Origin of the sequence: Methylotenera oryzisoli (assembly GCF_004661485.1) — a bacterium.
In the GTDB taxonomy this organism is placed as follows: domain Bacteria; phylum Pseudomonadota; class Gammaproteobacteria; order Burkholderiales; family Methylophilaceae; genus Methylotenera; species Methylotenera oryzisoli.
Window position 1 is genome coordinate 195,903 of the sequence record NZ_PQVH01000008.1, and the last position, 16,281, is coordinate 212,183.

Annotated in this window: 16 protein-coding genes; 12 read left to right on the forward strand and 4 right to left on the reverse strand. The window is 41.1% G+C overall.

Features of this window, described 5'->3' with window-relative positions; all coding sequences use genetic code 11:
* Window positions 1-84: 84 nt before the first annotated feature.
* Window positions 85-639, reverse strand: coding sequence for a TetR/AcrR family transcriptional regulator (locus C3Y98_RS05670; RefSeq protein WP_135277132.1), 555 nt, complete (start codon window positions 637-639; stop codon window positions 85-87).
* A gap of 52 nt (window positions 640-691) precedes the next feature.
* A complete protein-coding gene (locus C3Y98_RS05675) occupies window positions 692-1,429 on the reverse strand; it encodes a hypothetical protein (RefSeq protein WP_135277133.1) in 738 nt (245 codons plus the stop codon).
* Between the two features lie 183 nt (window positions 1,430-1,612).
* Between C3Y98_RS05675 and C3Y98_RS05680 the strand changes: the two genes are divergently transcribed.
* The 12 genes from C3Y98_RS05680 to C3Y98_RS05735 all read left to right on the forward strand — a co-directional run bounded on the left by C3Y98_RS05680 (window position 1,613) and on the right by C3Y98_RS05735 (window position 12,159).
* On the forward strand, window positions 1,613-2,659 hold the full coding sequence (locus C3Y98_RS05680) for an AAA family ATPase (protein ID WP_135277134.1): 1,047 nt from the start codon (window positions 1,613-1,615) through the stop codon (window positions 2,657-2,659).
* On the forward strand, window positions 2,656-3,516 hold the full coding sequence (locus C3Y98_RS05685) for a DUF58 domain-containing protein (protein ID WP_135277135.1): 861 nt from the start codon (window positions 2,656-2,658) through the stop codon (window positions 3,514-3,516). The genes C3Y98_RS05680 and C3Y98_RS05685 overlap by 4 nt, the downstream gene beginning before the upstream one ends.
* 14 nt (window positions 3,517-3,530) lie before the next feature.
* Window positions 3,531-4,439, forward strand: coding sequence for a nonribosomal peptide synthetase MxaA (locus tag C3Y98_RS05690; RefSeq protein WP_135277136.1), 909 nt, complete (start codon window positions 3,531-3,533; stop codon window positions 4,437-4,439).
* The gene (locus C3Y98_RS05695; RefSeq protein ID WP_135277137.1) at window positions 4,440-5,405 is read left to right on the forward strand and encodes a vWA domain-containing protein; all 966 of its coding nucleotides are present in this window, start codon (window positions 4,440-4,442) and stop codon (window positions 5,403-5,405) included.
* Window positions 5,405-5,941 carry a hypothetical protein gene (locus C3Y98_RS05700; protein WP_135277138.1) on the forward strand — a complete coding sequence of 179 codons (537 nt, stop codon included), beginning with the start codon at window positions 5,405-5,407 and terminating at the stop codon, window positions 5,939-5,941. The genes C3Y98_RS05695 and C3Y98_RS05700 overlap by 1 nt, the downstream gene beginning before the upstream one ends.
* Window positions 5,938-6,924: a vWA domain-containing protein gene (locus C3Y98_RS05705; protein WP_135277139.1), complete on the forward strand. Its 987-nt coding sequence runs from the start codon at window positions 5,938-5,940 to the stop codon at window positions 6,922-6,924. Before C3Y98_RS05700 ends, C3Y98_RS05705 begins: the two co-directional genes overlap by 4 nt.
* 219 nt (window positions 6,925-7,143) lie before the next feature.
* The gene (locus C3Y98_RS05710) at window positions 7,144-7,539 is read left to right on the forward strand and encodes a hypothetical protein (protein ID WP_135277140.1); all 396 of its coding nucleotides are present in this window, start codon (window positions 7,144-7,146) and stop codon (window positions 7,537-7,539) included.
* A gap of 728 nt (window positions 7,540-8,267) precedes the next feature.
* Window positions 8,268-8,870: a TetR/AcrR family transcriptional regulator gene (locus C3Y98_RS05715; protein ID WP_135277141.1), complete on the forward strand. Its 603-nt coding sequence runs from the start codon at window positions 8,268-8,270 to the stop codon at window positions 8,868-8,870.
* Between the two features lie 332 nt (window positions 8,871-9,202).
* Window positions 9,203-9,790: a TetR/AcrR family transcriptional regulator gene (locus C3Y98_RS05720; RefSeq protein ID WP_245234329.1), complete on the forward strand. Its 588-nt coding sequence runs from the start codon at window positions 9,203-9,205 to the stop codon at window positions 9,788-9,790.
* Window positions 9,791-9,893: 103 nt separating this feature from the next.
* A complete protein-coding gene (locus tag C3Y98_RS05725) occupies window positions 9,894-10,727 on the forward strand; it encodes an oxidoreductase (RefSeq protein WP_135277143.1) in 834 nt (277 codons plus the stop codon).
* 9 nt (window positions 10,728-10,736) lie between these two features.
* Window positions 10,737-11,117, forward strand: a complete 381-nt coding sequence (locus C3Y98_RS05730; RefSeq protein ID WP_135277144.1) for a hypothetical protein — start codon at window positions 10,737-10,739, stop codon at window positions 11,115-11,117.
* Between the two features lie 25 nt (window positions 11,118-11,142).
* Entirely contained in the window at window positions 11,143-12,159 is a 1,017-nt protein-coding gene (locus C3Y98_RS05735) for an NADP-dependent oxidoreductase (RefSeq protein ID WP_135277145.1), read from the forward strand.
* A 161-nt stretch (window positions 12,160-12,320) separates the two neighbouring features.
* On the opposite strand, the gene C3Y98_RS05740 is transcribed toward C3Y98_RS05735, so the two are convergent.
* Complete coding sequence (locus C3Y98_RS05740; protein ID WP_135277146.1) at window positions 12,321-13,733, reverse strand: sensor domain-containing protein; 1,413 nt, start codon at window positions 13,731-13,733, stop codon at window positions 12,321-12,323.
* Between the two features lie 154 nt (window positions 13,734-13,887).
* The gene (locus C3Y98_RS05745) at window positions 13,888-16,278 is read right to left on the reverse strand and encodes a bifunctional diguanylate cyclase/phosphodiesterase (RefSeq protein WP_135277147.1); all 2,391 of its coding nucleotides are present in this window, start codon (window positions 16,276-16,278) and stop codon (window positions 13,888-13,890) included.
* Between the last annotated feature and the right edge of the window lie 3 nt (window positions 16,279-16,281).

The window sequence follows — 16,281 nt, forward strand, 5'->3', positions numbered from 1 at the left end:
AAAACCTGCTCCGAAGCCCAGTTGACGCGCTGAAAACACTGTCAGCTAGGCTGCAGTGTCGTTAATTTAGGCGGAGTGAGGCAGTTACACCGAGCTGTTAATCAGTGCAATTGCGGCGCTTTTGGCTCTGCTAGCAGCACCTGAGCCCGGGTTTAACCTTTCAACCAGCGCAGCACCTTCAAAGATAATGGTTAATTGTTGGCCAAGTGCAACGGCATCATGTGCACCAGCTGTTTGTGCGATTTTAGCTAGGTAGTCTTGTAGCTCTGCGGCCAGTACAGCCGAATATTGGTTGATTGGGTGCTCAGGGCTAGGAAACTCTACAGAGGCAATATGGAAAGGTAGGCCATGAAACTCAGGTGTAGTAATCCAGGTTTCAACCAGTTCGCACAGCGACACTAGAATATCAATTGAGTTAGCCTTTTTAGAAACAAGGCGTGTGTTTAACCACTCATAAAACTTATCTGATTTACTTCTGAGATAAGCCATCACCAAGTGATTTTTGCTTGGAAAATGCTTATATAACGTAGCCTTTGCTACGCCAGATTCGGCAATGATAGTATCAACACCTGAAGCCTGTATGCCTCTACTATCAAATAGCATAGTGGCTACGGTTAATATTTTTTCATTGGTTTTCATATCGTTCCTTTATCAAAACTCATTAAAAGTTTTGTTATTACAATTCATTTAGTTACAACACTGTTGTAAGTGGGCGCATTAACTCTTGCGGATATAAACAGCTGACATAGCCAAATGCCTGCCTTAGATTTTCCACATTATTCACATCAATTGTTCCTTGGTTAACAAAGGCCAAAAACGCTTGTCTCTGACGTTCTGGCAACATAGCGGCCTGTGGCAGCTGGCAAGTACCGCTTTTCATTTTGTCGTACGCCAGTTGGAGCATGCTAATTGTCACTGGGTCTGCCGTACTGGCCGACACCTCAACAAATACACCTTGTGATTGCACAGGGTTAACCTTGCCTTTTTTACTGGTCATTTGCATGGCACTCATGCCAACAAGCAAAACCGTCACCATCATGCCAATAAGTAGCAATGGACGCTCATTTTTTGGTTTTAAATGCGTTTCAATGGTTTTGTTGAGCAGTTTCCAGGCGTCACTGGAATGTGTCTGGGATTCAATTTGTATGGCACCAATCGTCAAAAAGAACAGCTGATCGGTAAATACAGCATGATTTTTAATGCTTGATCGACGAATCGCATCTTCAATTAATGCTCTAACAGCATTGATTTCATCTAAAGATAAGCTCGCATTCCCTGTATTAGTCGCGCATTTGGAAATACGCTCATAGTTCCAGGTGCTTAATGTTTTAGGCAACCTAACAATTGCTGCATTCGCACCGCGCATATTCTGAACTCGGTTTTTAATTGCCGAGTAGGAGAGTAGCTCACGGAAACGCCAACCATTCATGTTCCCCGCATAGAAATTACGCAACTGGCTCAAAATTAAAGTACCTCAAAAAATGTCTTGCGTTTTTTAGAAAGCTTAAAGTAGACTATAAAAAAGTGAACAGACCTGTCTTTATATTAACTCAGCGTATTACAAAATGCAACACCGGGCTCCACCTAAAACATTATTTTACATAGGATTATTATGCAGATTACAAATTTTGACACAAATTTAGCAGATTGGCGCGCTCATGCATTAAAACTAGAGAGCGAGGTAAAAAAGGTCATTGTTGGGCAAGATAAAGCCATTCACTTGATGAATATCGCCATATTTGCACGTGGCCACGTTTTGCTAGAAGGCGGTGTAGGCGTTGGCAAAACTACGCTATTACAATCTATCGCCAGATGCATAGGGGGTGATTATGAGCGCATAGAGGGCACGGTAGATTTAATGCCTAACGATCTGATTTACCACACTTACCTAGGTGAAGACGGCAAACCAAAAATTGATGAAGGTCCGCTGTTAAAAGCTGGTGAAAACCTATCAGTTTTCTTCTTTAACGAAATCAATAGAGCAAGACCACAGGTACACGCTTTGATGCTACGCGTGATGGCAGAGCGACATATCACTGCATTTAAACAGGAGTACCGCTTACCACATATGGTGGTATTTGCAGACAGAAACCAGGTTGAGAAAAACGAAACGTTTGAAATTCCATCTGCAGCCAGAGATCGTTTTATGATGGAAATACCCATCAACATTCCAGATGATAGGGAGTTACGTAAAGCATTAATGTTTGATGTGAAGTTCCAGCATGCTGAGAGTTTAACCAAACAAGTTGAACCGAATGTACTTAAGTTTGATCAGCTCAATGCTTTTTCTGATGTACTGCAAAGCCATATTAAGTCCAGTAATGTACTAGAAGAGTACGCGCTGGATTTATGGGAATCCACACAGAGCCCGGAAAAATTTGGTATCAAACTTGATAGTGTGGATGTGAATAGATTAATCCATACTGGTGCAAGCCCACGCGGTATGGGGATGTTGCTGAAGGCTGCCCGTGTCAATGCTTGGTTAATGAATAGGGACAGCCTGTACCCTGAAGATATCCATGCAGTTTTTCACGAGCTGATTGCTCATCGACTGGTGTTCAATACCATGTATGAAAACCGCAGAACGGCGCTTGCGCGTGAGTTAACCTCGCAAATATTGGCAACGGTTGCCGTACCATCTCAGGCAAAAGCTGCATGATTCCCGCATACGCAAAACCATTCCATTACCAGATCCCTTGGAAGTCCAGCAGTATTCATTACGGTGGACATAGGGGGACGCAGCGCGGCTTAGGGTTTGAGTTCAAGGGTAACGTTCCTCTCATTGACTACCCTGATCCTAGGCGGATGGACATGCGCCAAACCCTGAGAGACCCTTACGAACAAGTGCAGGTAAGGGTGTTCAATCAGGATAACACTACCCCAATATTTGCCATCTGTGACGTTTCAAGCTCTATGCAATTTAAAGGCGCAGTAAGAAAGCTGGACCTGACTAAGGAGATTGCAGCTTCAATTGCTTACTCAGCGCATGAAGCAGGGGATTTGTTTAGCTTGATTTGCTACAACCAAATGGTGATAGAGGATATTTCGCACAACCTCAACCATAACGTGCAGCAATCGTTTGAAACCATAGAGCAACTATCTAACATCAGCACCATGCGTGTCGGATGCGAAGGTATTTTAGAAGTACCGCAATACTTAAGCCAGCATAAAGGCTTGGTATTCTGGATTTCTGATTTTCATATGCCATTAGAAATGTTGGAACAGACGCTTAGCGCCATGTCCATACATCATATTGTGCCGATTGTGCTGTGGGACGCACGTGAATACCAAAAGCTACCTAAATTTGGTTTTGGCAACATGATAGACCCGGAAACCGGTTTGCAAAAAACCATATTCTTCCGCGAGTCGATTAAAAATCAATTTATCGCAGCATTCGAAATGCGTAAACAAGCGCTTGAGACCTTATTTTCCAGGTTTGACTATCAGGCGATTTATTTAAGTGACAAGTTTGAACCGGATTTATTGTCACGATATTTTGAACAATTATCGAGTTAGAAAATTAAGTCATTATGAAAACATTCATTATTAAATTCCTATTGTTACTCGGTGTCGCATCCTATGCATCTATCGCATTCGCCCAGAGCCCCAATATAAAGCTTATTAAAGTACAGAATCCACGATTCAACAGTGGGGTGCAGATTGGCGATGTGTTACAGCGCAGTGTAGCGCTAGAAGTCAATCAACCCTACACACTATCTAAAACTGACCTGCCGGCAAAAGGTAGAAGTGCAGATGGTATTGAGTTAAAAGATATTACATTGGCAGCCACTAAAGCTGGTGATAAAAACAGGTACACCATCAACTTTTCTTATCAAGTTTTCGCTGTAGCAAGTAAACCAGTACGCATGCAATTGCCAAAAGAGATTTTGAAATTTAACGCAAACGCCAATCCTTTGGCGGCAGAAATTCCTGCTTGGACATTTTGGTATGCTGCTCTAGTGCCAGAAAATATAGAAAATGCCAAAAAAATGATGTATCCACAACATCATCCTGAAATTGTAAACATCACCTCACACCAAACTAAGCTCTGTGCGTTTTTAGCCTTACTTACATTCGGCCTATTAGGTCTTTTCTATATCAATGCAGATGGCCACTTGCTACCTTTTATGAATGGTGCGTTTGCCCAGGCCTATCGCCGTATCAGAAAAACGCCTAAATCATTAGAAGGGTTAAAAGAGGCTTCTATTTACATTCACCAAGCATTAAATAAGACGCACGGTACCAACCTTTTTGCTGATGACATCGAGCCATTCATCAACAAAAACCCAAAATTTTCCAAATTAAAAGATGAGATTTACGCATTTTTTGAGCAATCAAACGCACTGTTATTTGCAAGCAGTGCCATGTATTCAGAACAGCACTTTGGTCATTTACTTAAATTAAGTAAGCGCTTAAGAGATTGTGAGAGAGGCGCATAAATGACTTTACTGCAACCATGGGCATTGCTGTTATTACCGTTGGCAGCGATTCCCTTTATTTTAAAAAGTCACCAAGGTCAACTTTACTCATGGATTGAGATTGTACCGACAGACAAATACTCGGAAATTGCGAACCTTATTCTTAAAGGAATGATTTCACTACTGATAGTTTGCATCGTGTTGGCATTATCGTCGCCACAGGGAGAGAGTAAGCATGAGCAAAAAATAGGCAAGGGTGCGCAAACTGTGTTGGTGATTGATAGAAGCGTAAGCATGGATCACCCCTTTGCTGGCCAAGCATCTGGTGGCAGAGCAGCCGAAATCAAGTCCATGGCGGCGAGGCGTTTAATTACCGAGTTTATTGATTCACGCCCAGACGACATGATGGGTGTTGTTGGCTTCACAAACTCCGCGTTATACGGCATGAAAATCACTGCCAATCGTGATGCGATACATGGGGCAATTAAAGCAGCTACAGGGCCTGCCTTGAACCAAACCAATATTGGTGCAGGTATTACACAAGGGGTAACTCTGTTTGACAACATTCAAAGCTCAGGTTCGCGCGCGGTTATTTTGCTATCCGACGGTGCGGGCAAATTAAGTCCAAGGGTGAAATATAAAATATCGCAGCAACTGATAGGCAAGAAAATAAATCTTTATTGGATTGTATTGCGTGAGCCTGATGACATCAGTATTTTCAATGATGCAAACTACAGCGACGATCAGGCACCCGATGCCATCAACCTAGATCGCTTTTTCAAGTCTCTAAAAATTAAATATAAAGCGTTTGAGGCAGACAACCCAACAACCCTAGAGTCTGCACTGCGTGAAATCAATGCTAAAGAAAAAAACATCATCCAGTACAGCGTTATTATTCCAGGCCATGATTATGCTAACAACCTGATTGTAATAGCCATGGTACTGAGCCTTTTAATTTTATTGATTAAAAACCTTAGGATACATTAATGGCAAAAAACATTAAAAATCGCAACCTAGCACTCACGATGTTAGTGGTGATAGGTCTAGTGGGGGCAATTTATGAGGCATATCAGTGCCATACTATCTCTGCCTTAAATAAGAAAATTACTGCGGGGAAGGTCATTACTGATGACAGTTATCCTTACTTGCAAAAATATACCGCAGCTTATGATCAAGGCAATAAATCTGATTACAAACATGCGATACAGACTTACAGCCAATTATTAGATCAATCTCCATCATTAGCCAATCAGGCCAAGATCCATTTCAACATTGGTAACAACCTGTTCACTTTTGGATTAATCCGTCGTGTGAACGAAGACGGCACTTACCAAGACGAGGCTAGGCACGCTTACACACAAGCCAAGATAGCCTATGAGCAATCACTACGTATTGAACCAACGGATATCTCATCTAAGTTTAATTTAAGCCTGCTCAATTCAATCATGGCAAAAAACATGAATGCAGCGCCTAAGGAACAATCAACAATGGAATTGAGTAACTTACCGATAGGTCTGCCATGAATACATCAATTTTGAACAAATCAATTTTATTGATTAAAAGTCACTACGAAACATTGCTATACCTGTTAGCTATCATGTTTATGGCGTTGGCACTCCTTATGCCAACCATACAATTAAAGCAGCAGGTACATAACTACCTATTGGTGGCAGATGTGTCTCAAAGCATGAATGCTGAAGATGAAAAAATCAGCAATCAACCAGTCAGCCGGCTGGCGTATACGCGGTATTTGATGAAAAATATCGTTAAAACATCGCCATGCGGCACGTATTTTAGTATTGGTATCTTTGCTTCTGACAATGTTGCATTATTACTTAACCCATTGGAGGTGTGCCAAAACCTGGACGCCATTACCGATTCAATTGATCATCTTGAATGGCGAATGGCTTGGAAAGGCAACAGTCGCCTAAGCTTTGGTGTGCGCGCTGCCGCTAATGTATTTGATTCGCTCAATGTCCCCGCTCAAATGTTATTTTTTACAGATGGTGACGAAGCACCTAGAGTCAATGTAACAATTCAACAAGACTTAAGTGGAATACAAATGGGTAAAAATCTAGCGTTTATTGGCGTTGGAGCAACCTCCAAAATAGGTGTACCAAGATTCAACTCAAACAATAAAAGAGTAGGGTATTGGCCGATTAGTGAAAATAACAACTCTGGTGCCGTAAGCGTCACTTATTCTGACCCTAGCCAAGATGAGCCAGACCCACCAGTTGCATATGCAGAATATGATAGATTTTTATCTCAATTAGAAGATGAATATCTAAAGAAACTATCTGGTGATATCAATGCTAGCTATATAAAAGGGACAGATACCCCAGCATTTTATGAGTTTGTTCAGGGGCAAAAACCCGCAGCTAGTTTTATTAGTGATTACAAAATACGGTGGCTTTACTTAAGCCTAGGCTTACTCATGCTACTTGCCACTTACATCCCCAATCTAATATCACTCAACTTGATTTCATTTAGATTCAAACGCGATTGATATAAAAAGGATTAGAAGCCAATTGTAACTGGTTGGTTAGTAAATAATTTTTAGATGCATATTATCTATCATGTGACTTCATCTGGCACTTGGAGTCACCAATTTTAATGTTAAACATTCCTCATACTTTAAGTATTTAAAACTGTAAATTTTAGTTGCAAACGTACAGACCTGTCTGTATTATTTATGTGCAGTTTAATATTAATTTAGGAGAATAAAATGGAAGTATTACTAATAGGAGCCGTAGCTTGTATCACTGCACTGATCACATCTGCATGGTTGATGACATTTGCTAAATGGTTTCCGATTAAAAGCGTTGATGCCTTTGTGGTGGACTACAAAACCCTTATAAGAGCACACGTTGATTATGCATTGATGGCGTTATTTGGATTAGGCTTTTATGGTGCCGGTATTGAACTTCCTGTAGTCGCTTGCTGGTGTATCGCAATTGGTGGCTTTACCAACCCTACAATTTTTACAATTGCTGCATTCGATACTAACTTTTGGGATAAAACCAAGTGGAAAATTTTCAGCGCACTTAGCTTTTTAATTACTTCTGTTGGTTTTATGTGGATTGCGTATACACTACTTAAATATGCAATAGACAAACGCTAATAGATATCACACTAAGTACATTTAAAAAGATAAATTTAATATCAGTTTAATCACAAAGCCTTAGGAGAATCTCATATGTCAGAAAATTACTTTTTGTGCAGAAATAGTATCCTAGGGCTTTATAAAAAAATCACGCCGATAGTCTCCCAAAAGATTTCCTGGCTTTTAGACACATATATTTCAATATACGAATATTAATAGTCTTGATGATGGGCGGCATTAACTCGCTAATGCTGTCCATTATTTATTAAGTCAACGCTGTCCGAGTTTATATTAGAAGGTATATGGGTATAAGTACGTTTACCCAGTTTTTATCACATCTCAGTCAGCCGCCAAGGCTTATTCAATCGAGATCAAAGCTAGGCATATTAATCAAATCAGCTAACTGAAATCCTCACCAGCAGCTACATCAGCTCAAGATACAAGTAAAAAGCGCTTTCCAAAGAGCAATGTTAGCCTTAATACAAAGTAGGGGTGAGCCCCTAAGCCAAAATTATCAGCTTACTATGCAATACAACACTTCTTACATCTGCGATTTTCAATCCAAGCAAACCTTATTTTAAAACTGCCCTCTATTACGCTCCCAATTTGTAATTTACGCACTTAAAACATCCATAACATGATGCTGTAGTTGCCAAATCCAATAATGTAATATACATTACATTATTGGTATATTTATATAACCCAAGTTACATTATTTGCAACTAAATGTTTTAAAAGGAATTTCTATGTCATCCGCAGGTCGCCCAAGAACTTTTGATAGAGATGTTGCGCTCAACAAAGCGATGTTGATCTTTTGGGAAAAAGGCTACGAAGGCACAACAATGACGGACATAATTAGCGCCATTGGCACTAAAGCGCCTAGCGTATATGCCGCCTTCGGTAATAAGGACAAGCTATTTAATGAGGTGGTAAATCTTTATGCTGAAACCTTAAAAGCTGGGCCACTAAAAGCTTTAAACGACCACCCATCCATTTACGATGCGATCAAAAACTCGCTTTACAGCAATGTCGAGATATTCACGAGCCAGAGTAACCCGTGCAGTTGCCTCATTATGACTGCAGCCATCAATTGCTCTCCGGAGCATATTGAACACATGAATAGACTTAAAAATCTAAGAACCGTCTACAAGCGTGTATTAGAAACAAGATTCAAACAGGCAGTGACAGACGGCCAATTAATCAGCTCAGCCAACCCACAAACATTAGCTGAGTTCTACATGACTTTTGTGCATGGGTTAGCATTGCGTGCAAAAGATGGGGTTAGCAAATCGGAATTACAAACGTCTACCGACTATGCATTAGTCACGGTTAAATTGATGCTGAAATAAGTGTGGATAGGCTAGGCTACAACACATACATTGAGTTTTATGACCTAAAACAATGGCAGCACAAACGAAAACACATCAACCAACCCAAAAATATGGCTGATAATTTGCTTCGTATTTTTGGCAGTCTCGGAATATGCTGTACCTCTAAACGAACCACAAGCACCATATTTAACTTTATTCGTTGGAAATCAATTTTAAGCTGATTTATTACATTGAATAGCGTTAAAAACGCAACACTTTGAATAAGTAATTTCCTTTCAAATTACCACCCCCATCTACTAAATAAAAATTTTATTTGCATTTTATGATGGTTGTCATATATGATGATCGTCATGAAGAAAGATACAAATAAACCAAATGCTTCCAGCCGTAAGGAAATCACGCATACGCGCATTGTAGAAACCGCAGCCAGGGCAATTCGCAGGAGCGGTTATGATGGAACTGGCGTAGCCGATATCATGAAAGAAGCTGGCCTCACACATGGGGGTTTTTACGCACATTTTGCATCCCGTGATGCAATGCTCGCAGAAGCTGCAGATCATGCAGGGGAAGAAACAATTGCTATTGCAAAAAGAATATTTGCTGAAGTCCCTGGTGATCAGGGATTGCAAGCCCTGATGCAGGTTTATTTATCCAATGAGCATATGGCTAACATTGAAACAGGATGCTCTTTTGCAGCCTTAGGTTCGGAAATGCCACGCCAGGCTCCTGAGGTAAGAAAAGCCTCAACTTGCCGTATCAAGGAAATGATAGCGCTTATTAAAAGTCGCCTATCAGGCCAACAAGCTAATAAGGATGAAAAGGCGCTTGTTATGTTATCCACTATGGTTGGAACATTATTATTAGCCCGTGCGGTAGAGGACCCTGAACTTAGTGAAACTTTTCGCCAAGCAGCTTTAAAGCACTATGATGCCAAATAATAATTAATTCCCTATTAAGTACTTTGGCTTTTTTTTGACCAGAAATATGATGGTTATCATATTTTTTAGCATGTTTTTATAACTGAATTAAAAGGAGATAAATATGAAAAGCAAGATCGCAATTGTGACAGGAGCATCATCAGGAATCGGCGCTGCCACGGCAGAGTTATTAGCAAACTCTGGTTATAAGGTTTACGGAACGAGTCGTAAGGGAGCGCAAGCCTCCCAGCGCTCATACAAGATGATTGCGCTAGATGTAAATAGCGAAGAATCTATAGACGCTGCCTTAAATGAAGTAGTGCAAATTGAGGGTCGGATTGATCTAGTGGTTAATAACGCAGGCTTCGGTGTAGCGCCAGCTGGGGCCGAAGAAAGCTCAATTGAACAGACTAAAATGATTTTTGATACCAATTTTTTTGGCATCGTCCGCATGACGCGTGCTGTTGTGCCTTATATGAGAAAACAGGGCGAAGGCCGAATCATTAATATCGGCTCGATTCTTGGGCTAATACCTGCGCCATACATGGCAACCTATGCCGCTACTAAGCATGCTGTCGAGGGGTTTTCTGAATCTATAGACCATGAATTAAGAACAAGAGGCATCCGTGTTTCAGTGGTTGAGCCTGGGTATACCAATACGCATTTTGAAGCAAACACGCAAGAAGTTGACGCCAAGTTAGACGAATATACAACTGCGCGAAAAGCTCTTGCCAAATTAATGAAAATCGCAGTGGCTGGAGGTGACGATCCCAAAGTCGTCGCCAATGTTGTTTTGAAAGCGGCTAATGCCAAACATCCTAAGCTACGTTATGCTGCCGGAAAATTAGCGTGTCGCCTCAGTTTCCTTAGAAGATTTGCCCCTGCTGCATTAGTTGATATGGGCATTCGTAAAGAGTTGAAACTGGACTCTCTCGACATAATCGCTAGGCAACCATAAGAAGTCATCATGAAATTTTTATCATTTCATCGACTTTCAGTTTTTAGCTCAATCTTATTTGTAGTATTGGCTATCAATTTGATGTTTGCACCAACTCAAATGTTAACAAGCTGGGGAATTGAACTAACCACCTCGGTAGGGTTGGTTGCAAGACGTATAGCAGCGCTGTATACCGGTCTGGCTGTGATGTTTTTCATGGTTAGACATGCAGAACTTTCAACAACCCGTACAGCGCTCATCTCTGGAACCATCACAGCATGCTCGATATTAGCACTGCTCGGCGTGTATGAGTTTGCTACGGGACATGCCACTAGCGGTATTCTGACTGCTGCCTTTGTCGAAGTAGCTCTTGTGCTGGCGTTTCTTGATGTCGGCCTACGCGGAAAATAAACACCATATGAATGGGAATGAAAATATGAAAGCATTGGTCTTGAAACGTTATGGTAAGCCTGCACAAATCGAGTTTGCAAACATTCCAAAGCCTGTAATCAAGGCCAACGAAATACTTGTTCAGGTCTATGCCGTCGGTCTTAATCCCATCGACTACATGATTGCGAAAGGTGCATTCAAGCCTATTATCAAGTTACAACTACCAGTCACAATGGGCAGCGACTTGTCGGGTATCGTGGTGGGAGTGGGGGATAGTGTGACGCGCTTCAAGCTTGGCGATGCTATTTTTGCAAGCATATTTGACCTTGGCACCGGAGCACTTGCTGAGTTTGCTGTTGTGCCCGAGAGCGCTGCTGCAATCAAACCGAAAAACCTAGACTTCGTGCAAGCCGCTTCGATACCGATGGTTGCACTCACGTCGTGGCAAGCGCTCAAAGAGCGAGCACATCTACAGCCAGGGCAAAAGGTATTTATCCCCGCCGGGGCTGGCGGTATTGGTACGTTCGCAATTCAGCTAGCAAAATACCTCGGAGCAAAAGTAGGCACCACAACCAGCACAGCTAATGTGGGACTCGTCCAGCGCCTCGGTGCAGATGAGGTGGTTGATTATAAACAGCAAGAGTTTGAAGATGTGCTACAAGGTTATGATTTGGTGCTAGGAACCATTAGGGGCGACGGAATCGAGAAGTCACTACGAATTTTGAAACCCAAGAGCAAAATAGTATCACTCATCGGCCCGCCAGATGTTGCGTTCGCACGTTCAAGAGGCATGAACGCTTTGATGAAGCTCGTGTTCTGGTTGATTAGTAGCAAGATAATTCGCCACGCCAAAAATCGTGATATTGAGTATTCATTCATGTTCGTGCACCCTGACGGTCATCAACTCACAGAGATCGGCAAACTACTTGATTCAGGACATATCCATCCAGTAATAGATAAGGTATTTCCTTTCAATCAAACAAAAGAAGCACTTGCGTATCTCGAAGAAGGCCGAGCCAAAGGTAAGGTGGTTGTAAAAATTAACGATAGCGATGCCTTATAAATTGATGCTTACATATTTTGCGCAGCAAACGCGCGTTACGCCTGCTTTAAGCGCTAGTTTATAATTTCGTATAATGTATATTATGTTAAATAACGCAGTGGCACTTAATTTGCACATTAAGGGAGTAAAAACCTTATGTGCTACGACTCTGACTGTTAACCCTACAAATGCTGAGCTATTAAATCTGCAAAGACATGCATAATTGAGATATCACGCTCATTGAGTGTTTGGTCTGGTGTATAACTAAAGCAACAAAAGGTGCCATAAATTTTACCGTCGCTTAGCTTGATTGGCACACTCATATGCGCACGTACAGGCACCAAAGCGGTAACTTCCATACTCATTGCTTCTGGCAGTTCGAAAGCATCATTAATGATTTCAGGCAAACGCCCATCAATCACTCTCTGGCAGTAGCTGTCTTCAAGTGAGCCGCTACCACCAACCGCAATCGGTGGATTCAAATCTTTTGAATCCACAAATCTGAACTCACGAACACCATCATGAAAGTGAGAAATAAATGCCACGTCCATATCAAGGTGTCGCCGCAAAGCAGATAACGTGTTTTGTAAAAAATTATCGCCCGAATTGTGCTGAATGCTCAATAGATTTTGAGTATTCATGATACTTGCGGGGTCTCTAGGATGAGACTTTTCTTCAATTGAGGTTTCAATATCCTCAAATCTCAATAATTTGAAATTATTGCGTCCGGAGTGCTTTGCTTTGTACATTGCTTTATCTGCGAGCGCCACCAATTTGTCCGCATCAATCGCACGCCCATCATAGATGGCAATGCCTATACTTGTGGTTATCTTAAGATCAGAAGTGCCTAACCAACCACCTTTGTTTAACTCCTGAATGATATTACTTGCTACTTTACTAGCATCCTCTTCACTATAAACACCTTCAATAATGACAGTAAACTCATCACCGCCGATGCGAGAAACAATATCAGCTTCGCGCAAGGTCGCTTTCAGCCTGGTTGCAAACTCTTTTAAAAGTGAATCCCCTGCTTCATGCCCTAAAGAATCATTGATAGATTTAAAATGATCAATGTCCAGATACATCAAGGCTAAACTTTTATCACTACGCCTACTCCTTGCCATTGCCTCCGGCAAGTTAGTATTAAAGTATGATCGATTGCGCACCCCGGTAAGTGGGTCGTTAGACGCCAAAAATCGCAATTTTTGCTCTTCAATTTTGCGGCTTGAAATATCTTGTATAAATGCATAAAACTCATGAGTATCTGCATTCGAAATATAAGTAATCGCCATTTCAATCGGAAACTCTTCTCCGGTTTTTCTTTTAGCTTCGAGTTGAATACGGCGATTTAGCATCTCAGTGTGACCACTTTGCAGAAAACGCTGCATCCCTTGCTGATGCGCGTCTCTTAGCCTCTCCGGAATAATGATTTCGGCCATATTTTGGCCGATGGCTTCATCATAGCTCCAACCAAAAATATTAGCGGCTTGTTGGTTCCACTCGGTGACAAGTCCATTGTGATCAACCCCAACAAAAGCATCTAAACTATTAAAAAGTATGTTTCTGAGGCGTTGCTCTTGATTTTCATCTGTCATAGTGGGTTTTGGGTAAACTAAATAAACGGATTGTAAAATATCAAAATTTTTATGTAGTGTCTATTAATCCAAAGAATTAACAGCACTCAATATCCACCAAATTATGTACCAATATACACACACTAACTAAAGCATTAGTTCACTTAGCGAACGGCTAGTTGATGGAGTTAGGAGATAGAGTCGAATAAATTAAAGGGACCTGAGTCCATTGCTGATACCAAGCCTCAAAATCACATGCCGGAATTGGCTTGGTCATATAATAGCCCTGACCATAGTCACAGCCCATCTCTTGTAGTGATTTCCAGACTTCAATATTTTCTACACCTTCAGCGACTACATGCAAGCCCATGTTATGTGCTAGCTCAATCGTTGAATTCACTATAATTCGATCATTCTGATTTTGTTCAACATGCATAACAAATGACTTATCAATTTTAAGTTCACTAACAGGTAGCTCTTTTAAATACGACAACGATGAGTAGCCTGTACCAAAATCATCAATCGCTAGCTTAATGCCCATTTGAGATAGTTGCAGCAATGTCTGCTTTGCACGGTGCGGATCATCCATGATGCTGCTCTCTGTCACTTCTAATGAAATGAGGGATGTGTTTGAGCCTGTAGATTTTAGTATTTCGGCCACTTTGTTCGGAAAATCAGAATCAATTAAATCTCTTGCAGAAATATTCACTGCGATTGGGATAGACATCCCCTTCTCCAGCCATGATGCGCTCAATTTAGAAGCTTCTGCTATCATCCAAAGCGTAATATCTCTGATTAAACCGGTTTGCTCTGCAAATGGAATGAATTGATCAGGGAAAATCATTCCTCTAGTTGGATGCCTCCATCTAATTAACGCCTCAACCGATGTCACCACCCTGCTTTTTAGATCAACTTTAGGTTGAACAAAGATAGACAACTCATTGTTATGTATTGATTTTTTAAGCTCTGAAACCAAAGTAAGATTCACATTACTTCCAACATCAAAGCTTGGTTGAAATACCACGGGCCCAGATTTCTGGGCTTTTGAAACCTGCATGGCCACCTCAGCAAAACTCAACAACTGTTCTATTTGATTGCTATGCACTGGGTAACTTGCGATACCAATGCCAGCAGTAATATCAACAAAGTTATCATCTAACTCAATAGGCTTCTCAAAAGCCTGCAAAAGCTTTTGTGCAATATTTACTGCAATATTGGCATCAGTCGCGGGCAATAGAACGGCAAATTCATCACCGGAGACTCTTGCCACGAGATCATTATCTTTACGAAACACCTGTGAAATACGAATAGATACCGCGTGTAATAACTGATTACCAAAGTCATGTCCGAGTACGTTATTAATTTGTTTGAATCGATCTAGATTCATGACCAAAATAGAAAGTGGCTCATGGCTGACATCTGACTTATTAATAGCATTACTTAGCTCTTTCATAAACGATGCTCGGTTAGGTAAGCCCGTCATCTCATCCCAGTAAGCTAATTTGGTGATACTTTTTTCTCTGTCTGCAATCGCGGTACGCATGCTGCTGAAAGCACTGCTTAACTTACCTAACTCATCTTTTCTGGAAGTATCAACATTGAAGGTGTAATCCCCCTCCTCTAGCTTTCTGGCAGTATTAGCCAACTCGACAATTGGCTGCGCCACAATACGCGAAACATACAAAATACTCACGATAAAAATGAGCATGCCAACAATACTTAAAATAAGAAAATTAAGTAACAACACCTGAAAAGGCGCTGTCGCTTCATCAATAGAACGTTGTAAAACCACATAGAGTGATTCATTAATATTTTTAAAAATAGATACATATCTGGTACCAAAGGCGACATCTCCGATGGTGAGCTCTAAATTAGAGGATGTATTGAAAGCGTGCTGGTCTGTTGTATATTTCACAATCTGCTCAGTAGCACTTACGCTCATAGTACTGGCTGTGGAGTGCCAAGGGCTTTTTCCTGCCTGACTAATAAAAGTGACTTCTAGGTTGCTAAGTTTATGCAGGGTATTTGCCAGGCTGTTATTGATTTTGAATCCCATGACTACCCAACCGATTGTAAGCGGGGCTTTAACTGGCACTGCAACCAGTTGATATGGCTGGTTTTTAAAAATCGTGAAGTTGTTTTTCTGCGCGTCACTTTTTGCCGTGTAAATAACCTCTGATATTTTTTCGCTCACTTCACTTTCTGAAAGATTTTCTGAAATCACCAAACTATTTTGATTAGGAGAGTAAAAGATTGCGATATCTGCATTAATTCTTGATTGGTGGTTAATCAGTGCGGAAAGGATAGTTTCGTGATCATTACTTGCAATTGCAGCTTTAAAACCAAAGTCGGCCGCTAATATTCGAGCACCAACACTTAAACTCTCGCCATTGTTTTGTAGTAGGTTTAAAAATACGCGCTCACCTACTTCCAACTGTTGGTTTACTGAGCGTCGTGCGTTTTTATCAATACTTAGTTTAATAGCGATAGAGCTCAAAACCTGAATCACCAAGATTAGCGATAAAAATATAACGGAGATTCGACTTTTTAAACTTTTAAATTGCATGTT